This is a genomic window from Teichococcus aestuarii, from assembly GCF_003116135.1.
Classification (GTDB): Bacteria; Pseudomonadota; Alphaproteobacteria; order Acetobacterales; family Acetobacteraceae; genus Pseudoroseomonas; species Pseudoroseomonas aestuarii.
This window is the reverse complement of sequence record NZ_PDOA01000002.1, coordinates 413,030-433,680: the sequence shown is the minus strand read 5'-3', so window position 1 is coordinate 433,680 and position 20,651 is coordinate 413,030. Positions and strand designations below refer to the sequence as shown.

At 74.8% G+C, this 20,651-nt stretch carries 12 protein-coding genes and 1 pseudogene; all 13 read left to right on the top strand.

All coding sequences use genetic code 11. The features are described from left to right. Positions 1–88: 88 nt before the first annotated feature. The 13 genes and pseudogenes from CR165_RS04965 (at position 89) to CR165_RS25950 (ending at position 20,648) form a co-directional block, all read left to right on the top strand. The gene (locus CR165_RS04965; RefSeq protein ID WP_109515836.1) at positions 89–1,096 is read left to right on the top strand and encodes a C-terminal binding protein; all 1,008 of its coding nucleotides are present in this window, start codon (positions 89–91) and stop codon (positions 1,094–1,096) included. Positions 1,097–1,343: 247 nt separating this feature from the next. Further along, a complete protein-coding gene (locus CR165_RS04960; protein ID WP_245906118.1) occupies positions 1,344–2,690 on the top strand; it encodes a glycosyltransferase family 4 protein in 1,347 nt (448 codons plus the stop codon). 142 nt (positions 2,691–2,832) lie between these two features. Further along, entirely contained in the window at positions 2,833–10,173 is a 7,341-nt protein-coding gene (locus tag CR165_RS04955) for a type I polyketide synthase (RefSeq protein ID WP_181378002.1), read from the top strand. Between the two features lie 165 nt (positions 10,174–10,338). Continuing rightward, complete coding sequence (locus CR165_RS04950; protein WP_109515834.1) at positions 10,339–11,673, top strand: aminotransferase class I/II-fold pyridoxal phosphate-dependent enzyme; 1,335 nt, start codon at positions 10,339–10,341, stop codon at positions 11,671–11,673. Between the two features lie 70 nt (positions 11,674–11,743). Continuing rightward, positions 11,744–12,571 (top strand): formyltransferase family protein, encoded by an 828-nt coding sequence (locus CR165_RS04945; protein ID WP_109515833.1) that lies wholly within the window; start codon positions 11,744–11,746, stop codon positions 12,569–12,571. Positions 12,572–12,668: 97 nt separating this feature from the next. Further along, entirely contained in the window at positions 12,669–13,955 is a 1,287-nt protein-coding gene (locus CR165_RS04940; RefSeq protein ID WP_109515962.1) for a capsule biosynthesis protein, read from the top strand. Between the two features lie 143 nt (positions 13,956–14,098). Beyond that, positions 14,099–15,088, top strand: a complete 990-nt coding sequence (gene coxB / locus CR165_RS04935; RefSeq protein ID WP_245906116.1) for a cytochrome c oxidase subunit II — start codon at positions 14,099–14,101, stop codon at positions 15,086–15,088. Beyond that, positions 15,085–17,625, top strand: coding sequence for a cytochrome c oxidase subunit I (ctaD, locus tag CR165_RS04930; protein ID WP_245906114.1), 2,541 nt, complete (start codon positions 15,085–15,087; stop codon positions 17,623–17,625). The genes coxB and ctaD overlap by 4 nt, the downstream gene beginning before the upstream one ends. Positions 17,626–17,638: 13 nt before the next feature. Then, on the top strand, positions 17,639–18,016 hold the full coding sequence (locus CR165_RS04925) for a hypothetical protein (protein WP_109515832.1): 378 nt from the start codon (positions 17,639–17,641) through the stop codon (positions 18,014–18,016). Continuing rightward, entirely contained in the window at positions 18,016–18,696 is a 681-nt protein-coding gene (locus tag CR165_RS04920; protein WP_109515831.1) for a cytochrome c oxidase assembly protein, read from the top strand. The genes CR165_RS04925 and CR165_RS04920 overlap by 1 nt, the downstream gene beginning before the upstream one ends. After that, positions 18,693–19,820 carry a c-type cytochrome gene (locus tag CR165_RS04915; protein ID WP_109515830.1) on the top strand — a complete coding sequence of 376 codons (1,128 nt, stop codon included), beginning with the start codon at positions 18,693–18,695 and terminating at the stop codon, positions 19,818–19,820. Before CR165_RS04920 ends, CR165_RS04915 begins: the two co-directional genes overlap by 4 nt. Positions 19,821–19,882: 62 nt before the next feature. After that, positions 19,883–20,257, top strand: a pseudogene (locus CR165_RS25955) (SDR family NAD(P)-dependent oxidoreductase); the annotation flags it as partial. A 70-nt stretch (positions 20,258–20,327) separates the two neighbouring features. Continuing rightward, a complete protein-coding gene (locus tag CR165_RS25950; protein WP_281262094.1) occupies positions 20,328–20,648 on the top strand; it encodes an SDR family NAD(P)-dependent oxidoreductase in 321 nt (106 codons plus the stop codon). The last annotated feature ends 3 nt before the right edge of the window (positions 20,649–20,651 follow it).

The window sequence follows — 20,651 nt, the reverse complement described above, 5'->3', positions numbered from 1 at the left end:
GGGCGCAGGATAGGCGGGGTGGCTTGCGCGCCCAAGGTGGCCCCCGCATCCTCCGCGCAACAAACTCAACCTGGAGGAGAGCACACCCATGCTGACCGTTCTGGAACCGGAAGGCCTGTACCCCGACACCACGCTGGAGGAGGAGATCCTGGGCCCCGGGGTGCGGGTCATCCGTGGCGGCGGGCCGGGCGGGGTGGAGGAGCTGCCGGATGCGCTCTGCGCCGAGGCGGACGGGCTGTTCATCTTCCGCCACTGGCTGCCGGGCAGCCAGTTGCACCGCTTCCCGAAGCTGAAGGTGGTGGTGCGCATGGGCGTGGGCTACGACCGGCTGGACCGCCCGGCGCTCGCCGCGCGCGGCGTGACGGTGTGCAACGTGCCCGACTACGGCACCACCGAGGTGGCCGACCACGCCGTGGCCCTGGCGCTGACGCTGCGGCGCGGCATCGCGCTGCACCACGACCTGCAGCGCGCCGACCCGCCGGCCGAGTGGCGCTACCTCGACAGCCCGCTGGTCCAGCGCGCCTCGGAGCAGACCTTCGGCATCCTGGGCCTCGGGCGCATCGGCACGGCGGTGGCGCTGCGGGCGAAGGCCTTCGGCTTCCGCGTGGTGTTCTTCGACCCCTACCTGCCGAACGGCGTGGACCGCGCGCTCGGCATCGCCCGCGCCCGCAGCCTGGAGGAATTGCTGGCGCAGACCGACACGCTCTCGATCCACGCGCCGCTGACCCGCACCACGCGCGGCCTGCTGGACGAGGCGGCGCTGCGCCTTCTGCGCCCCGGCGCCGTGGTGGTGAACACGGCGCGCGGGCCGATCCTCGACGTCGACGGGCTGGCCGCCTGCCTGCGCGACGGCCACATCGCCGGCGCCGGACTGGACGTGCTGCCACAGGAACCGCCGGTTGCGCCCATTCCGGCCCTGCTAGCAGCCTACCGTGCGCGCGAGCCCTGGCTCACGGGCCGGTTGATCGTCACGCCCCACAGCGCCTTCCACACCCCCCACGCCTTCGCGGACATCCGCATCAAAAGCGCTGAGACGATGCGCGATGTTCTACTGGAAGGAAGGCACAACAATGTGATAATGCCGGAGGCCGACTGACGAATAAACCAATAACGATCAATCGCCCGATCATTTTCGACGCGACACAACCCGTAAGCGCCGCTATTACTACCGGAAGGCGAAAGCCGACGCTGCCAAGCTTTCGCTACTCGCATGACGCGAAACCGGAAAATCAGGGGAAACCCACTTTTTCGTGAGTTACTTTTCTTCGCGGTCGCAGCATAAGTCATTACTGCTTACCAACTAGGGCGGTGCGCCGAGCCCGCCGCCCTTCTGGGGATCGACGATGCCCTTTGACTCGCGCGCCGACGGCCTGCACGTGATTCTGGATGTCTCCCGGCTGCTCAGCTGCGGCCGCAAGCGCACCCCGTCGGGCATTGATCGCGTCGAACTCGCCTATGCGCGGCGCTGGCTGGCGGCGCCGCCGGATTCCTGCAGCTTCGTGGGGCAGGAGTTGCAGGGCGGCTTCGCCATGCTGCCCCGCCGCCTGGTGGCCGATCTCGTCGCCGCCCTCACCGAGGCCTGGAGCAGCGGGCTGGCCAATGGCCCGGCCTTCCGCACCGCGGCGCGCATCGGCGGGCTGGGGCGGGGGCGGCTGCTGCTCGGCCTCGGCCGCTCCGACCTCGCGCGGCTGATGAACGGCACGCGCCGGCTGGCCTTCCTGCTCGTCTCCCACCAGGCGCTGGACCGCAGCGGGCCGATCGAGGCGATGCGCCGCGCCGGCTGCGCCTTCGTGCCGCTGATCCACGACCTGATCCCCGTCACCCATCCGGAATACGCACGCCCCGGCCAGGCGGAGAAGCATCTGCGCCGCATCAACACCACCGCCGCCCTGGCGGATGGCGTGATCGTCAATTCCGTCGCCACCGCCGAGGCGCTGTCGCCCTATCTGTCCGGGCGCGCCGCGCCGCCGCCCGTGGTGGTGGCGCCGCTCGGCATCGACACCCAGTCCACGCCGTCGCACGGCACGCCGATCGACCCCTACTTCATCACCCTCGGCACCATCGAGCCGCGCAAGAACCACCTGCTGCTGCTGCATCTGTGGCGGGAGCTGGCGCGCCGGCACGGCGCCGCCACGCCGCGGCTGCTGGTCATCGGCAAGCGCGGCTGGGAGAACGAGAACGTCGTCGACATCCTGGAGCGCTGCACCGTGCTGAAGGGGCTGGTGCAGGAGGTGGGCCAGCTGCCGGACCGCATGGTGGCCGAGCTGCTGCAGGGCGCGCGCGCCCTGCTCTTCCCCTCCTTCGCCGAGGGCTATGGCCTGCCGCTGGCCGAGGCGCTGGCGGTGCGGCTGCCGGTCATCTGCTCCGACCTGCCGGCGCTGCGCGAGGTGGGCGGCGCCGTGCCGGACTACCTCGACCCGCTGGATGGCAGCGCCTGGCGCAATGCCGTGATCGACTACGCCACCCCCGGCAGCCAGTCGCGCGAGGCGCAGCTGCGCCGCATGGAAGGCTGGCAGACCCCGAGCTGGGCCGAGCATTTCGGGCAGGTGGACGACCTGCTCTGGCAGGTCACCGACCCCGCCTGGCGGATGACAGGGCTGCAGAAGCGGCTGCCAGGGCGCGCCGAGGCCGCGAACAGCTGGCGCGGCATGGCCGGCGGCGTTGCCGCGCGGGATGCGGCCATGTCATGACAGTCCTGCCGGACGGGGCTTCGTCCGCGCCCGGCAAGCTGGCTGGCTTCATCCTCGGCTTTTTCCCTGACGCTTCTCTTGCGCGGCCTCTCCTGCCGGCCGCAGAGCATATGGAATGACTCAAGGACCGACTCCATCCGCCATGCGCGCCGCTGAACCGGTCGCCATCATCGGCGCCGCCTGCCGGCTGCCGGGTGCCAAGGATCTGGATGGCTTCTGGGACATGATGGCCGCCGGGCGCGACTGCGTCGGCACCCTGCCGCCGGACCGCTTCACCCAGGCCGCCTTCCACCACCCGCGCAAGGGCGAGCCGGGCCGTTCCTACAGCTTCGCCGCCGCGCATCTGGGCGACATCTCCGGCTTCGACGCCCCCGCCTTCGGCCTCTCCCCGCGCGAGGCCGCCGAGATGGACCCGCAGCAGCGCCTGCTGCTGGAGGTGGCGGCCGAGGCGCTGGAGGATGCGGGCTGGCCGGCCAGCCAGCTCGCCGGCCGCGCCGTGGGCGTCTGGGTCGGCGGCTCCTCGACCGACTATGCCGAGCTGCGCCTGGGCGATTCCCCCGGCGCCGACCGCTACTTCATGACCGGCAACACGCTGTCGATCCTGGCCAACCGCCTGACCAACGTGTTCGACCTGCGCGGCCCCGGCCAGACGGTGGACACCGCCTGCTCCTCCTCGCTGGTGGCGCTGGAGGCCGCGGTGGCGGCGCTGCGCGCGGGGCGGGTGGAGGCGGCGCTGGTGGGGGGCGTGCAGATGCTGCTCTCGCCCTTCGCCTTCGTCGGCTTCTCGCGCGCCGGCATGCTCTCGGCGCGCGGCCGCTGCCAGGCCTTCGACGCGGCGGCGGACGGCTATGTGCGCGGCGAGGGCGCCGGCCTCGTGGTGCTGAAGCCGCTCTCGGCGGCGCTGGCGGCGGGCGATGCCATCCGCGGCGTCATCCTGGCCGCCGGCACCAACGCCGCCGGCCGCACCATCGGCCTCTCCCTGCCCAACCGCGAGGCGCAGGCAGCGCTGCTGCAGCGCGTGCTGGCCGAGGCCGGCGTGGCGCGGGACGACATCGCCTATTTCGAGGCGCATGGCACCGGCACCCAGGCCGGCGACCCGGCCGAGACCTGGGCCATCGGCACCGCGCTGGCGCAGGGCCGCGCCACGCCGTTGGCCATCGGCTCGGTGAAGACCAATATCGGCCATCTGGAGCCGGCCTCGGGCATCGCCGGCCTGCTCAAGGCCATGCTGGTGCTGGAGCGGGGCGCGGTGCCGCCCAACCTGCATTTCAGCACGCCCAACCCGAACATCGACTTCGCCGGGCTGAACCTGCGCGTCCCCACCGCGCTGGAGGCGCTGCCGCCGGGCGCGGTGGCCGGCGTCAACAGCTTCGGCTTCGGCGGCACCAACGCCTCGGTGCTGCTGGGGGCCGCCCCTCCCCAGCCTGCCACCAGCCAGCCTGCCACCAGCCAGCCTGACGCCGCCCAACCTGCTGACGTCGGGCCGGCGCCGCCGCTGGTGCTGAGCGCCCGCTCCGCCGCCGCGCTGAAGACACTGGCCACCCGCTGGCGGGACCGGCTGGAGGACGGCACGGACACCCTGCCGCTCCGCCGCGGCCTCGGCCGCCACCGCGACCTGCACGGCCACCGCCTGGCGCTGCGCGGCGAGGATGCCGCGGCCCTGCGCGCCGGGCTGGAGGGCTGGCTCGCCGGCGCCCGGCCGGAGGGGGTGACGCATGGCGTCGCCAAGCGCGGCGCGGGCGGGCACATCGCCTTCGTCTTCTCCGGCAATGGCGCGCAGTTCGCCGGCATGGCGCGGGAGGCGATGGCGCACAACGCCGCCTTCCGCGCCGCCGTCGCGGCGGCGGACGCGGTGCTGGCGCCGCTCACCGGCTGGTCCGGCGCCGCGCTGCTGGCGGCGGGCGCCACCGCCGACGACCTCGCGGGCACCGACCGCGCGCAGCCGCTGCTCTTTCTGGTGCAGCACGGCATCCTGGCGGCGCTGGCCGCGCAGGGCATCCGGCCGGACTACGTGCTGGGCCATTCGGTGGGCGAGGTGGCGGCGGCGCAGGCGGCCGGCATCCTCACCATGGCGCAGGCGGCGCGGCTGGTGGTGGCGCGCTCCCGCGCCCAGCACAGCCGGCGCGGCCAGGGCCGCATGGCGGCGATCGGCGCCGGAGCCGAGGCGGCGGCGCCGCTGCTGGCCGCCTGCCCGCCCGACGAATCCGGCTGGCGCCCCGAGATCGCCGCCTACAACGCGCCGGACGCCATCACCGTGGCCGGGCCGGAGGCGGCGATCGACGCGCTGGTGGCGGCCGCCAAGGCGCAGCGCCTGGCCGCCGTGCGGCTCGATCTCGACTACGCCTTCCACTCCGCCGCCATGGACCCGGTGCGCGAGGCGCTGCTGGCCGAGCTGGAAGGCTTCGCCCCCCAGGAGGCCCCGGGCGCGGGGCGGATCGGCTTCCTCTCCTCCGTCACCGGCACCAAGCTGCCGGGCGCGGCGCTGGACGCCGAGTACTGGTGGCAGAACCTGCGCGCCCCGGTGCGCTTCCAGGCGGCTGTGCAGGCGGCGGTGGATGCCGGCGCCCGGCTGTTCCTGGAGATCGGCCCCAACCCGGTGCTGCAATCCTATCTGCGCGAGAGCCTGCGCGCCGCCGAGGCGGAGGCGCCGGTGCTGGCCAGCCTCAGCCGCCGCGACCCGCCGGGCGACCCCTTCCCGGCGCTGGCCGACCGCGCCCTGGCACTGGGCGCCGACCCGCGCGGCGGCCCCGCCTGGCAGGGCCCGGCGGCGCGGCGCGGCCTGCCCTTCACGCCCTTCGAGCGGCAGCGCCACTGGTTCGCCGCCACGCAGGAGACCGTGCGGCTGACCGACCCGGTGGCCGAGCACCCGCTGCTCGGCTTCCGCCAGGGCAACGAGGCGGGGCGCTGGTCGCGCCTGCTGGACACGGCGCAGGAACCCTGGCTGGCCGACCACCGGCTGGGCGGCGAGCCGGTGCTGCCCGCCGCCGCCATGCTGGAGATGGCGCTCGCCGCCGCCGCCCAGCACTTCCCGGAGGCGCCGGTGCTGGAGCTGCGCGACGTGCAGATCCTGCGCGCCCTGCCGCTCTCCGCCGATTCGGCGCGCGAGCTGCGCTTCGTGCTGGAGCCGGAGAACGGCCTGTTCCAGATCGAGAGCCGGCCGCGCCTGACCGGCGAGGGCTGGACCCTGCACGCGCGCGGCCAGGCGGCCGCCGCTACCCCGGCGGCGCTGGACGCCGCCCCGCCCCCCACGCTGGAAGGGCCGCGCCTGGAGGGCGGGGAGATCCTCGCCATCGCCCGCCGCCTGCAGCTGGATTACGGCCCCGCCTTCCAGGCGGCGGCGGAAGCCACCCTGTCCGCCGATGGCCGGCAGGCCGGGGTGCGCCTCGTCCTGCCCGCGGCGGCGCCGCCCGACTCGGCCGGCTGGCTGCTGCACCCGGTGCGGCTGGACGCGGCGCTGCACGGGCTGGTGGCGCTGTTCGCCCCCGGCCAGCGGGAGGAGGAGGGCACCGCCGTGGTGCCGGTGCGCTTCGGCCGGCTGCTGCTGCGGCGCGGCGCGCCCGTGCCGGTCAGCGCCGAGCTGGCGCTGCTGCACCGCGGCAGCCGCTCCGGCCAGTACGCGGCCCGGCTGCGCGACGGCAACGGGCAGGTCGTGGCGCAGCTGGAGGAGGGCTGGATGCAGTCCATCCGCCTCGCCCCACGCCCCACCGTGGCGGAGGCGGTGTTCCGCATCGAGCCGCAGGCGCTGGAGGCGGCGCCCGGCCCCGCCCCGTCGGTCGACCTGGACGCCGCCCTGCGCGCCGCCCTGGCCGAGGATGCCGAGCACGACCTGAGCGAGACGGCGCTGCTGCTGGAGGGCCATGTGGTGTCCAGCGCCCAGGCGGCGCTGCGTGCCCGCGCCGGGGTGTCGGGGCTGCTGCCGGCGGCCGGCCTCTCGCCCTACGCGCTGTCGCTGCTGCGCGCCCTGGCCGAGGACGGGCTGGCCGAGCCGGGCCCCAAGGGCTGGCTGCTGCCGCCGCCGGAGGACCTGCCGGAAGCCGGCGACATCTGGCGCGCCGTGCTGGCCGAGAGCCCGGCGCTGGCGCATGAGCTGGGCTGGCTGGCCCTGGCGGCCGAGCGCCTGCCGCAGGCGCTCTCCGGCGAATCGCAGCCCGAGAGCCTGCCGCCGCCCGATGCGCTGGGCTTCGAGCGGCTGGCCGCCGTGCTGGCCCAGGCGGTGGGGCGCTTCGTCGCCGGCTGGCCGCCGGGGCGGCCGCTGCGGGTGCTGGAGCTGGGCGCCAATGGCGGGCCGCTGACGCGGCGGCTGCTGGCCGTGCTGGGCGCCAGCGGCCGGCCGGTGCGCTACACCGCCACCGGCGCGCCGGGCGATGCCCGCGCCGCCGCCATCCCGCCGCATGCCGGCAACATCGTCTTCGGCTTTGAGGCCTGGGAGCCGGGCGCCCCCGCCCCGGCCGGGCTGGGCGCGGACCTCGTGGTGGGGCTTGCCGCCGCCGCCCGCGCGCGGCGCGGCACCGCCCTGCTCGGCACGCTGGGCGGCCTGCTGGCCGGCGGCGGCGCCCTGCTGCTGGCCGAGCCGCTGCCCGGCCGCGCCTGGACCTTCACCTGCGGCCAGGATGCGGGCTGGTGGGACCATGGCGCGCCCCCGCTGCCCGACGCCGCCGGCTGGGAAGCCGCCTGCGCCGCCCCGGATGTGGAGCGCGCCTGGATCGCGCCGCTCGGCTCGGCGCCCTGGCCGGCGCTGCTGATCGGCGCCCGCGCGGCACAGCCGGCGGCCGGCGAGGGTGGGGCGCCTTCCCTGCCGCCGCCCGCCATCGCCCTGCAGCTGCACCATGACAAGGCCAGCGCGCCGCTGGCCGAGGCCCTGGCGGCCGCCCTGGCCGGGGCCGGCGCCGGCGTCACCGCCCTGCCGCTGGCCGGGGCCGCGCGGCAGCCGCCGCGCACCCTGTCCGGCATTCACGCGGTGGTGCTGGCCGCCCCCGGGGCGGAGGCGCTGGCGGCCACGCTGGCGCAGGTCACCGCCCTGGCCGAGGCGGCGCGCGGCCGCGCCCGGGCCTTCACCCTGCTGACCGCCGACGCGCTGCACATGCCGGAGGCCGCCGCGCTGCACGGCCTGGCCCGGGTGCTGGCCAACGAGATGCCGGAGCTGCGGCCGCGCCGCATCGGGCTGGATGCCGCGCTGGCGCCGCAGGAGGCCGCCGCCCGCCTGCTGCCCGAGCTGCTGGGCGCCGGCGCGGAGCCGGAGCTGCACCTGACCCCGGCCGCGCGCCTGGCGCCGCGCCTGCGCCCCGGCGCGAAGCCCGCCGCCGCCGCGCCGCAGGGCCCGGCGCGGCTGGCCATCCGCCAGCCCGGCCAGCTCGGCACGCTGGAATGGGAGCCGCTCGACCTGCCGCCGCCCGGCCCGGGCGAGGTGGTGGTGCGCGTCGAGGCCGCCGGGCTGAACTTCCGCGACCTGATGTGGGCGCAGGGGCTGCTGCCGGAGGAGGCGCTGCTGCTCGGCTTCGCCGGCCCGACGCTGGGCATGGAGATGGCCGGCGTGGTGGAGCAGGCCGGGCCGGACGTCGCCTTCCGCCCGGGCGAGGCGGTGTTCGGCTTCGCCCCCGCGGCGCTGGCCAGCCGCGTGCGCACCCGCGCCGAGGCGGTGACGCGCGTGCCGCCGGGGCTGGATTTCGCCGCCGCCGCCACCGTGCCGGTGGCCTTCCTCACCGCCATCTACGCGCTGGAGAACTGCGCCCGCCTGGAGGCCGGCGAGACGGTGCTGATCCATGGCGGCGCCGGCGCGGTGGGGCTGGCCGCGCTGCAGGTGGCGCAGGCGGCGGGGGCGCGCATCGCCGCCACCGCCGGCACGCCGGCCAAGCGCGCCCTGCTGCGCGCCGCCGGCGCCGAGCTGGTGCTGGACAGCCGCGACCCCGGCTTCGCCGACCAGCTCCGCGCCGCCTGGCCGGAGGGGGTGGACGTGGTGCTGAACTCGCTCGCCGGCGAGGCGATGGAGCGCAGCCTCGGGCTGGTGAAGCCCTTCGGCCGCTTCGTCGAGCTGGGCAAGCGGGACTTCTTCGAGAACCGCCGCGTCGGGCTGCGCCCCTACCGCCACAACCTCACCTATTTCGGCGTGGATGTGGACCAGCTGCCGAAGGCGCGGCCCATACTGGCGCGCCGCCTGCTCACCGACATCGCCCAGCGCTTCGCCGACGGGCTGCTGCACCCGCTGCCGCACGCGGCGCGCCAGGCTACCGAGGTGGAGGCCGCCTTCCGCGCGCTGCAGGCCAGCAGCCACATCGGCAAGCTGGTGCTGGTGCCGCCCGCCATGCCGCGCACCCCGCCCCGCCCCGCCTGGGTGCCGCCCGAGGGCACCATCCTGGTGGTGGGCGGCGTGCAGGGCTTCGGCTTCGAATGCGCCAAGTGGCTGGCGGCGCGCGGCGCGCGGCACCTCGCCCTGCTCTCGCGCCGCGGCGGCACCACGCCGGGGGCGGAGGCGGCGGTGACGGCGCTGGCGGCGCTGGGCGCCCGCGCCACCGTGCACGCGGCCGACGCCACGGATGCCGCGGCGCTGGAGGGCGCGCTCGCCGCCATCCGCGCCGAGGGGCCGCCGCTGGCGGGGGTGGTGCACGCCGCCGCCGCCTTCGACGACGCCGCCGCCATTGCGCTCGACGCCCGCCGCTTCGCCGCCGTGCTGGCGCCGAAGCTCGCCATCGCCGGGAATCTCGACCGGCTGACACGGCGGGACCCGGTCTCGCTGTTCCTGCTGTTCTCCTCCGCCACCACGGCGATGGGCAATCCGGGCCAGGCCAACTACGTCGCCGCCAACATGGCGCTGGAGGCGCTGGCGCGGCGCCGCCATGCCGAGGAGCTGCCGGCGCTGGCGGTGGCCTGGGGCCCGATCGCCGATGCCGGCATCCTCGCCGGCAACGCCGCCACCGCCGGGACCCTGGCCCGCCGCCTGGGCGTGGCGCCGATGGCGGCGGCCGAGGCGCTCTCCGCCCTGCCGGCGCTGCTGGAGAGCGGCGCGCCGGTGCTGGGGCTGGCGCATGTCGCCTGGCGGGAGGCGCGCATGGCGCTGCCGATCCTGGAGGAGCCGCTCTTCTCCGAGGTGCGCGGCCGCGCCGAGACCAGCCTGGAGGCAGCCGGGCTGCAGGCCCATCTGCTCGCCCTGCCGCCGGAGGAGGCGCGCGCCCTGCTGCGCCAGGTGGTGCAGGAGGAGGTGGCGCGCATCCTGCGCCTGCCGCCCGAGGCGGTGCCGCTCGACGCGCCCGTGGCCGGCCTCGGGCTCGACAGCCTGGGCGGCCTCGAGCTGCGCGGCGCGCTGGAGCGGCGGCTGGGAATGCAGGTGCCGCTGGCCTCGGTGAGCGAGGATCTGACCATCGACCTGCTGACCCGCAAGCTGGCTGAGGGCCTGGCCGGCGGCCGCGCCGAGGAGGCGATCGCCGAGCTGGTGGAGCAGTTCGAGCCCAGCGCCGGCCCGGCCGGGCACCCGGCCGAAGCGACTTCGTGATGGCCCGGGGCGGGTGCGGACCCGCCCCGGACCGGCTATCCTCCCCGCACGCCGCCCCGCCGGCACGGGCCGGGGGCAGCGCCCACGAACGGCCCGGACCATGGCCCATGGACACGCAGCACGCATGACCCTCTCTCCGATCCACCCCGCCCGCGGGGCGGGCGCATGAGCGGCGGGCTCAGCGCCACGGCGCGGATGGCGCTGCTGGCGCGGCTCTCCAAGCGGCGCAGCGGCGAGGCGCCGGCGCCCGACGCGGGCAGCGCGCGCGACTTCACCACCCTGCCCGGCATGCGCGATTTCGGCCTGCTGAAGACCGCGCTGCAATCGCTCGACATGCCGAGCCCGCTGTTCCAGGCGCATGACGGGCTGGCCGGCGCGCACAGCCGCATCCAGGGGCGCGCGGTCGTCAACTTCACCAGCTACAACTACCTCGGCCTGAACGGCGACCCGCGCGTGCTGGCGGCGGCCAAGGCGGCGGTGGACCGCTACGGCGTCTCGCCCTCCGGCTCGCGCATCCTCTCGGGGGAGCGGGAGCTGCACCGCGAGCTGGAGCGCGCGCTGGCGGCGCTGCACGGCACCGAGGCGGCGCTCACCTTCGTCTCCGGCCACGCCACCAACGTCACCACCATCGGCCACCTCATGAGCCCGCGCGACATCGTGGTGCACGACGCGGCCATCCACAATTCCTGCACCGAGGGCGTCCGCCTCTCCGGCGCCCGGCGCATCCCCTTCGCGCACAACGATCTGGGCGCGGCGGAGCGGGAGCTGGCGGCGGCCCGGCGCGGCGCGGGCAAGGCGGCCCGCGCCCTGCTGCTGGTGGAGGGCCACTACAGCATGGATGGCGACAGCCCCGACCTCGCCCGCTGCATCGAGATCGCCCGCCGCCACGATGCCTGGCTGATGGTGGACGAGGCGCATTCCCTCGGCGTGCTGGGCGCCACCGGCCAGGGCATCGCCGAGGCGCAGGGCGTCGATCCCGCCGGCGTCGACATCTGGATGGGCACGCTCTCCAAGACGCTCTCCGCCTGCGGCGGCTACATCGCCGCGCGGGCCGACCTGATCGACTGGATGCGCCACACCGCGCCGGGCTTCGTCTATTCCGTGGCGCTGCCGCCGGCGCTGGCCGCCGCCGCGCTGGAATCGCTGCGCATCCTGCGCGCCGAGCCGGAGCGGGTGGCACGGCTGCAGGCCAATGGCCTCGGCCTGCGGGAGCGGCTGCGCGCGCGCGGCTTCGACACCGGCACCAGCCAGGGCGGCGCCGTGCTGCCGGTCATCCTCGGCTCCTCGGTGCGCACGGCGAAGGTGGCGGCGGCGCTGCTGGAGCGCGGCGTGGCGGTGCAGACCGTCACCTTCCCCGCCGTGCCGGAGCAATCCGCGCGGCTGCGCTTCTTCATCTCCTCCGAGCACAGCGCGGCGGATCTCGACCAGGCGGCCGAGGCGCTGAGCCAGGCCGTCTCCGGCATCGGCCGCGTCGAGAGCCTGCCCGGCCTCGGCGCGTGAGGCGCCCCGGCCGGCAGGAGATCGGGCAGGAGATCGGGCAGGAGGCCGGATGGGGGCTCGGGCGGGCGGCATGCGCATCGCCCTGCTGACCCTGGAGAGCGCGCTCAGCGCCGCGGCGGTGCTGCGGCTGGCGGAGCAGCAGGCGGAGCGGATCGTGCTGATCGGCCGCTCCCTGCCCTACCGCGCCGCCGCCGGCGGCATGCCCGGGCAGATGCGCGCCCATTGGCGCCGCTCCGGCCCCCGCCTGCTGCCCTACCTGCTGGTCAATTACGGCCTGCCGCAGGCGCTGGGCGGGCTGCGCCGGGCCCTGGGCCGTGGCGCGCTGAGCGGCTTCGCGCGGCGGCGGGGCATCCCGCTCCTGGCGGTGGAGGACGTCAACGGCCCCGCCATGGCCGCCGCGCTGCGCGCGGCCCGGCCGGACCTGATCCTGTCCTTCCACTTCGACCAGATCCTGCGCGCCGAAATCCTGGCCCTGGCGCCGCTGGGGGGCATCAACGTGCATCCCTCGCTGCTGCCGCGCCACCGCGGCCCGGTGCCCACCCTCTGGGCGATGCGGGAGACGCCGCCCGCCTTCGGCGTGACGGTGCACCGCATGGTGCCGCGCATCGATGCCGGCGCCATCCTGGCGCAGCAGGCGATGGCGCTGCCGCCGGGCGTCACCGCCAGCACCGCGGCCCGGCTGCTGCACGAGGCCGGCGCCGCGCTGCTCGGGCCGCTGCTGGCGGCGCTGGAGGCCGCCGCCGCGCCGCCGGCGGGCCGGCCGCAGGACCTGTCACAGCCTGGCGCGCCCTATTGCCCATTTCCATCGGCCGGGGCATTGCGGGAGATGGCGTGGCAGGGCCAGCGGACCGTCGGCTGGGAGGACCTGCATGCGGCCCTGGCCGCGCCTGTCGGGTAGCGCGCGCCATGCCCATGGCGGCCCTGCCCTTCATTCCGCGCGGCGGGCCGGAAGCCCCGCCCCTCCGACCGCCGCAGACGAGAACCCGCCGCCGCCGATGAGCAGCCCCGCCGATCCGGCTTCACGATGCTTCCTCTTCCTGCAGGGACCGATCACGCCGTTCTTCGACGAGGTTGGCGCCGGGCTGCGGGCGCTGGGACATGCCGTGCACCGGATCAACCTGAACCTCGGCGACAGGCTGTTCTGGCGCGGCCCGGGCGCGGTGGATTTCCGCGGCCGGGCCGAGGAATGGCCGGCCTTCGTCGAAGCCTTCCTCGACCGCCACGGCGTCACCGACCTGGTGCTGCTGGGCGAGCAGCGGAGCTATCACAAGGCCGCCATCGCCGCCGCGCATGCGCGCGGCATCCACGTCGCCACCACCGATTTCGGCTACATCCGCCCCGACTGGATCGTGCTCGAGCGGGACGGCATGAACGCGGCCAGTCTGTTCACCCGCGACCCGGAAACCATCCTGCGCACCGGCGCCAGCCTGCCGCCGCCCGACCTGATCGTGCGCAACAAGGACAGCTTCGCCCGCCAGGCACGGTGGGACATGCTCTACCATCTGAGCAGCGCCCTGCCCTGGCCCTTCCCCCACTACCGCACGCACCTGCTGCAGCACCCGGCGCTGTACTACATGGGCGTCGGGCTGCGGCTGCTGCAGCGCGGGCGGGACAACCGCCGGGCGGACGCCATCCTGCAGCGCCTCTCCGGCACCGGCCCGCTCTTCCTGATGGCGATGCAGATGGAGAGCGACTTCTCCATCCGCGCCTATTCCCGCTATCCCGACCTGGACACGGCGCTGCGCGAGGTGGCGGAGAGCTTCGCCGCCCATGCGCCCGCCGACGCGCATCTGCTGGTGAAGGTGCATCCGCTCGACCCGGGGCTGAAGAACTGGAAGCGGCGCACCCGCCGCATCGCCGAGGCGGCGGGGGTCTCGGCGCGGATGCACTATCTGGGGGGCGGCAATCTGGGCGCCATCGTCGAGCAGGTGCAGGGCACCGTCACCGTCAACAGCACGGTGGGGCTGCGCTCCATCATCGACCACACCCCGACCTTCGCGCTGGGCGAGGCGCTCTACCGCATTCCCGGCCTGGTCTTCTCCGGCCCGCTGGACCGCTTCTGGACGGAAGCGACCCCGCCCGACCCGGCGCTGCGCGAGGGCTTCCTGCGCTGCATCGCGCATCAGCTGCACATACGCGGCGTCTACTACAACCGGCCGGGGCTGGATGTGGCGGTGCGCGCGGCGGTGCACCGGCTGCATCACGGCCAGCTCAACATCGCCGTGCCCGAGCTGATGTACCCGGCCGAGGCCGGCTTCCCCGGCACCGCCGCACCCCGCTGAAGCCGCCCCGGCCGGCGCTGGCGCCGCGCGGAAGGCCAAGCCGCAGCCGGAAACCGCCCCGCCCGCGATGCGTTGCGCGGTCTGGAGAGGTGTGCCGCAACGGCGGCGCACGACAGGGTGGGCGGCGAGCCCGCAGGGGGCCAATGGAACAACGCACCGTGACGGGCCGCGCCATGCGCGCCATGCCGCTGGCAGGGCTGCTGACCGGGTGCGGCGGCGTGCAGTCGGCGCTCGACCCCGCCGGCTTCGAGGCGGAGCAGGTGGCGCGGCTGTTCTGGGCCATGCTGATCGCCAGTGGCGTCATCTGGGTGCTGGTGCTGGGCCTCGCCTCCTATGCCGCCCGACGGCGCGGGCAGCCCTGGAGCCAGCAGGGCGCCAGCCGCCTCATCGTCTGGGCGGGGGCGGTGGTGCCGACGCTGCTGCTGGCGGTGCTGCTGTTCTACGGCCTGCGGCTGATGCCGGAGCTCCGCGCCCCCGGCGGCCCGCTGCGGGTGCATGTGGAGGGCGAGCAGTTCTGGTGGCGGGTGCGCTACCATCCGCCCGGCGGCGCCCCGGTGGAGAGCGCCAACGCGCTGGTGCTGCCGGTGGGCCAGCGCGTCGAGTTCAGCCTCTCGACGCGCGACGTCATCCACTCCTTCTGGGTGCCGGCGCTGGGCGGCAAGATGGACATGATCCCCGGCCGCACCAACCGCCTGGTGCTGGAGCCGACGCGCACGGGCGAGTTCCGCGGCGCCTGCGCCGAGCTCTGCGGCGCCTCCCACGCGCTGATGGCCTTCACCGTGCGGGTGGTGGAGCCGGCCGAGTTCGAGGCCTGGCTGGCGCGCGAGGCGGCGCCGGCCGCCGCCGTGGAGCCGGCGGCGCAGGCGGGCGAGGCCGCCTTCCTGGCGAATGGCTGCGGCGCCTGCCACAGCGTGCGCGGCACGGCGGCGCGCGGCGACATCGGGCCGGACCTGACGCACCTGGCCAGCCGCCCCACGATCGGCGCCGGCATCCTGGAGAACAGCGCGGAGAACCGCGCCGCCTTCATCGCCCGGGTCGACCAGATCAAGCCCTCCGCCCGCATGCCCGCCTACGGCACGCTGCCGGAGACCGAGATCGCCGCGATCGCGGCCTGGCTGGGAACGCTGCGATGAGCGAGGCGACGATGCCGGACAGCGAGGACGCCGCCCGCCGGAAGGCCCAGGAGGCACGGCTCGAGAAGACCTGGGAGACGCCCTCCGGCTGGCGCTACTGGTCGGCGGTGAACAACACCGAGGTGGGGCTGTGGTACACCGCCACCTCCTTCCTGTTCTTCCTGTTCGCCGGCGCGCTGGCGCTGCTGGTGCGGGCGCAACTCGCCGTGCCGGACAACGACCTCATCTCCGCCAGCCTCTACAACCAGGCCTTCACGCTGCACGGCACGGCGATGATGTTCCTGTTCGCGGTGCCGATCTTCGAGGCGGTGGCGATCCTGCTGCTGCCCACCATGCTGGCGGCGCGGGACCTGCCCTTCCCGCGCCTCTCCGCCTATGGCTACTGGTGCTTCCTGATCGGCGGCGTCTTCGTCATGGGCTCGATCTTCTTCAACGCGGCGCCCGATGCCGGCTGGTTCATGTACCCGCCGCTGACCACCGACCCGAAGCTCACCGGCATCGGCGCCGACATCTGGCTGCTCGGCCTCTCCTTCATCGAGGTGGCCTCGATCGCCGCCGCGGTGGAGCTGATCGTGGGCGTGCTGAAGTGCCGCCCGCCGGGCATGCGCATCAACACCATGCCGCTCTACTGCTGGTACGTGCTGATCGTCGGCGGCATGATCCTGTTCGCCTTCCCGCCGCTGATCGCCGGCGACATCCTGTTCGAGCTGGAGCGGCTGGCCGGCTGGCCGTTCTTTGACGCCAGCCGCGGCGGCGACCCGGTGCTGTGGCAGCACCTGTTCTGGATCTTCGGCCACCCGGAGGTCTACATCGTCTTCCTGCCCTCGATCGCGCTGCTGGCGATGATCGTGCCGACCTTCGCGCGGCGCCCGATCATCGGCTATTCCTGGATCGTGCTGGCCGCCGTGGGCACCGGCTTCCTCAGCTTCGGGCTGTGGGTGCACCACATGTTCACCACCGGCCTGCCCGCCATCTCGCTCGGCTTCTTCTCGGCGGCCTCCGAGGCGGTGGCGATCCCGACGGGCGTGCAGATCTTCGTCTTCGTCGCCACCATGCTGGCGGGGAAGATGACCCGCTCCACGCCGATGCTGTTCGCCGCCGGGGCGCTCGCCATCTTCGTCTTCGGCGGGCTGACGGGGGTGATGGTGGCCATCGCCCCCTTCGACTGGCAGGCGCATGACAGCTACTTCGTCGTGGCGCACCTGCACTACGTGCTGATCGGCGGCATGGTGCTGCCGCTCTTCGCCGGCGCCTATTACTACTACCCGCTGATCATGGCGCGGAAGCTCTCGGACCGCATCGGCCGCCTCGTGTTCTGGCTGATGTTCCTGGGCTTCAACATCGCCTTCTTCCCCATGCACTTCACCGGGCTGCGCGGCATGCCGCGCCGCGTGTTCACCTATCCGGGCGGCATCGGCTGGGACTGGCTGAACCTGATCTCCTCGGCCGGCGCGGTGCTGTTCGCGGCCGGCGTGCTGCTGTTCACCTGGGACGCCATCTGGGGCATCCGCCGCCGCGCGGATTCGCCGCGCAACCCCTGGGGCGCCGGCACGCTGGAATGGCTGAACCCCATCCCCGGCCCCGATTACGGCGTGCGCAGCGTTCCCGCCATCGCCTCCCGCTACCCGCTCTGGGACGACCCGGAGCTGCCCCGCCGCGTGGACGAGGGCCGCGAATACCTCCCCGATGCCGAGGAAGGAAAGCGCGAGACCCTCGTCACCTCCGTGCTCGACGCGCGGCCGATCCAGTGCCTGCGCGTGCCGGGCAACAGCTTCATGCCGATGATCGCGGCGGTGCTGACGGGGGCGGTGTTCATCCTCACCACCTTCCACCTCTACTGGACCGGGCTGGCCTTCGGCGTCGCCGCCATCCTCTCCATCCTGGCCTGGCTGTGGCGCGGCACGGCGATGGTGCCGGAGAAGCACGAGAAGGATATCGGCCGCGGCGTGAGGCTGCCGCTCTACGCCTCCGGCATCCGGTCGGTCGGCTGGTGGGCGATGTTCATCACCATGACCGGCGACATGACGGCCTTCGCCAGCCTGGTGTTCAGCTACTTCTACTTCTGGACCATCCACCCCGTCTTCCCGCCGCTGGATGCCGCCGGGCTGCCGATGGGCCCCGGCCTGCTCTGGCCGGGCGTGGCGCTGCTCGCCGCCCTCGGCGCCTGGGGCGCCATGCTCTGGGCGCGGGCGCGCAACACGGCGGGCCAGGCGGGCGGGCTGCGCCTCGGGCTGCTGGCGGCGGTGCTGCTGGCCCTGGCCAGCGGCGGCGCCATGCTGATGGGCCCCTGGGCGAACGGGCTGGAGCCCACCACCCACGCCTACCCCGCCGCCGTCTGGGTGCTGCTGGGCTGGGCGGCGCTGCACTTGGCGGTCGGCGTCATCATGACGCTCTACGCCCTGGCCCGCAGCCTCGCCGGCAAGCTGACGCGGGAGCACGACATCGATATCCACAATGTCGTCCTCTACTGGCACTTCGCCGCCATCACCGCGGTGGTGACGCTCGCCACCGTCGCCCTCTTCCCGCTGCTGGCGTGAGGGAGGGGCCGCCATGCTGATCCACAACCGGCGCCACGCCAATCTCTGGACCCTGCTGGCGCCGCCCGCCATCTGGGCCATCCACTTCCTGCTCTGCTACGTCGCCGCCGCCATCGCCTGCGCCAAGGGCGGCGGGCCGTGGGTCGATCTCACCACGCTGCGCTGGGTGATCCTCGGCATCACCATCCCGGCGCTGGGGCTGATCCTGGTGGCCGGGCAGCAGGCGCGCCGCCACTGGGGCTTCGGCACGGACGACCCGCCGCACGACCAGGCCACGGACGAGGACCGCCAGCACTTCCTCGGCTACGCCACGCTGCTGCTCTGCGCGCTGAGCTTCGTCAGCGTCATCTTCGTCGCCATGCCGGCGATCACCATCGCGGATTGCCGCTGATGGCCGCCGGGGTGGCCTTGCCGCTGGCGCTGCTGGTTCTGGCGCTGGTCTGGGGCGGGCCGCTGCTGGTGCTGCTGGAACGCTCCTTCACCGGCCACATGGTGATGCATATGGGCGTGGTGGCGGTGGCCGCGCCGCTGCTCGCCATCGCCCTCGGCGGCGGGCGGTGGGACCCGGCACGGCGCTTTCCCCGGCTTCTCGGGCCAAACCTCTGGTGGCCCGTGGCGGCCTCGGGGCTGGAATTCGTCACCATCTGGGGCTGGCACATGCCGGGGCCGCACCACGCGGCGCGCGAATCCTCCGGCGTGATGGCGCTGGAGCAGGGCAGCTTCCTCGCCGTCTCGCTGCTGGTCTGGCTCTCCTGCCTCGGCGCCGGCGAGGCGGACCGGCGGCCGCGCCAGGCGGCGGGCGTCGTCGGCCTGCTGCTCACCTCCATGCACATGACGCTGCTCGGCGCGCTGATCGCCCTCGCGCCGCGCCCGCTCTACGCCCATGCCGCCTGCCTTGGCCTGACGCCGCTGGAGGACCAGTCGATCGGCGGCGTGGTGATGCTGCTGGTGGGCGGCGGCGCCTATCTCGCCGGCGGCCTCTGGCTCGCCGCCCGCCTGCTGCGCGACCCCGAAGCCGCCCCGCCCAATCCCGCCCCGCCAGGAACCAGCCCCCAGGAGCCCGCCCGATGATCCTCCGCCTCACCCTCCGCCGCGTCGGGCTGGGGCTGGCCGCGCTCGCGCTGGGCGGGCTGCTGGTCGGCTGGTCGGGCGTCATCTATGTCGGCGCCTCCGGCGGCCACTGGGCCGCCACGGAGTGGTTCCTGCACTGGGTGATGCGCAACTCCGTCCGCACCCGCGCCCTGGCGCTGGAGGCGCCGGACCTTTCCCGCTCCGCCCTGCTCGACCGCGGCGCCGGCCACTACGCCACCGGCTGCGCCCCCTGCCACGGCGCGCCGGGGGAGCGGCAGAACCCCATCGTGCAGGCCTCGCTGCCGCCACCGCCGGAATTCACCCGCCGCTTCGACGAATGGACGCCGGAGGAGCTGTTCCGCATCGTCCAGCACGGGGTGCGCTACAGCGGCATGCCCGCCTGGGTGGCCATCGAGCGGCATGACGAGATCTGGGCCATGGTCGCCTTCCTGGAGGCGCTGCCGGAAATGACGCCGGAGGAATACCGCCGCCTCGCCTTCGGCCCCGGCGGCGCGCGCCAGCCCAGCTCCGGCCTCATCGGCATCGACGCCATCAACACCGGCGGCCCCGCGCCGCCGATGCAGGAGGCGCTGGCCGATTGCGCCCGCTGCCACGGCATGGACGGGCGCGGGCGGGACAACGACGCCTTCCCCATCCTCGCCGGCCAGAGCGAGGCCTATCTGCGCGAGACGCTGCTGGCCTTCTCGCACGGCACGCGGCACAGCGGCATGATGCAGCCGCCCGCGGCCCGCGCCGATGACGCGGTGCTGGGCGAGATCGCCGGCCACTATGCGCGCCAGCCCCGCCCGCCGGTGGCGGCCCCCGCGGAGCCGGCGCTGCTGGCGGAGGGCGAGCGCATCGCCCGCCAGGGCATCCCGGCCGAGGGCGTGCCGGCCTGCCTCTCCTGCCACGGCGGCGCGGCGCTGGCGCGCAACCCCTCCTACCCCGCGCTGCACGGGCAGCACGCCAGCTACCTGGAGAACCAGCTCGTGCAATGGCAGGCCGGCACGCGCGGCGGCGGGCCGTACCGGGCGCTGATGCAGACCATCGCCGGCCGGCTCACGCCGGAGCAGAACAAGGCGGTGGCGGCCTGGTTCGCGGCGCAGGACGCGGCGCGGGACTGAGCGGGCGGGGAACCGTGGCCCCGCCCCCGTGTTCTGGCCCTGGACGGCAGGGACAGGCAGAGATGCAGCGCTTCGCGGGCAAGGTGGTGGTGGTGACGGGCGCGGGCTCGGGCATCGGCGAGGGCACGGCGCGGCGCTTCGCGGCGGAGGGCGCGATGGTCGTCCTCTGCGGCCGCACGGAGGCGAAGCTGCGGCGCGTGGCCGCGGATCTGGACGCGGAGCGGACACTGGTGCAGGTGGCCGACGTGTCGGAGCGGGCACAGGCGGAGGCGCTGGTCGCCGCCACGCTGGCGCGCTTCGGGCGGCTCGACGTGCTGGTGAACAATGCCGGCACCGTCGTCACCGGCCCGTTGCTGGAGCTGGAGCCGGAGGCTTGGCGCCGCCTGATGGCGACCGACCTGGACGGCGTCTATTTCTGCACCCGCGCCGCCCTGCCGCATCTGCTGGAGGCGAAGGGCAGCATCGTCAACGTCTCCTCCGTCTCCGGCACCGGGGGGGGACTGGAACATGAGCGCCTACAACGCCGCCAAGGGCGCGGTGACCAACCTGACGCGCTCGCTGGCCATGGAGCTGGGCGAGAAGGGCGTGCGGGTGAACGCGGTGAACCCGAGCTTCACCCTCACCGACATGACCCGGGACATGGCGGAGGACGAGGCGCTGGTGGCCAAGTTCCGCGAGCGCATCCCGCTCGGCCGCCCCGGCGAGCCGGCGGATGTCGCCGATGTCATCGCCTTCCTCGCCAGCGAGGATGCGCGCTTCGTCACCGGCGTGAACCTTCCGGTGGATGGCGGGCTTTCCGCCTCCAACGGCCAGCCCCGCCAGGCCTGAGGC

Bases quoted from the DNA above. Each gene is read 5' to 3' on its own strand.
- CR165_RS04965 (WP_109515836.1), top strand. From the start codon at position 89: ATGCTGACCGTTCTGGAACCGGAAGGCCTGTACCCCGACACCACGCTG.
- CR165_RS04960 (WP_245906118.1), top strand. From the start codon at position 1,344: ATGCCCTTTGACTCGCGCGCCGACGGCCTGCACGTGATTCTGGATGTC.
- CR165_RS04955 (WP_181378002.1), top strand. From the start codon at position 2,833: ATGCGCGCCGCTGAACCGGTCGCCATCATCGGCGCCGCCTGCCGGCTG.
- CR165_RS04950 (WP_109515834.1), top strand. From the start codon at position 10,339: ATGAGCGGCGGGCTCAGCGCCACGGCGCGGATGGCGCTGCTGGCGCGG.
- CR165_RS04945 (WP_109515833.1), top strand. From the start codon at position 11,744: ATGCGCATCGCCCTGCTGACCCTGGAGAGCGCGCTCAGCGCCGCGGCG.
- CR165_RS04940 (WP_109515962.1), top strand. From the start codon at position 12,669: ATGAGCAGCCCCGCCGATCCGGCTTCACGATGCTTCCTCTTCCTGCAG.
- coxB (WP_245906116.1), top strand. From the start codon at position 14,099: ATGGAACAACGCACCGTGACGGGCCGCGCCATGCGCGCCATGCCGCTG.
- ctaD (WP_245906114.1), top strand. From the start codon at position 15,085: ATGAGCGAGGCGACGATGCCGGACAGCGAGGACGCCGCCCGCCGGAAG.
- CR165_RS04925 (WP_109515832.1), top strand. From the start codon at position 17,639: ATGCTGATCCACAACCGGCGCCACGCCAATCTCTGGACCCTGCTGGCG.
- CR165_RS04920 (WP_109515831.1), top strand. From the start codon at position 18,016: ATGGCCGCCGGGGTGGCCTTGCCGCTGGCGCTGCTGGTTCTGGCGCTG.
- CR165_RS04915 (WP_109515830.1), top strand. From the start codon at position 18,693: ATGATCCTCCGCCTCACCCTCCGCCGCGTCGGGCTGGGGCTGGCCGCG.
- CR165_RS25950 (WP_281262094.1), top strand. From the start codon at position 20,328: ATGAGCGCCTACAACGCCGCCAAGGGCGCGGTGACCAACCTGACGCGC.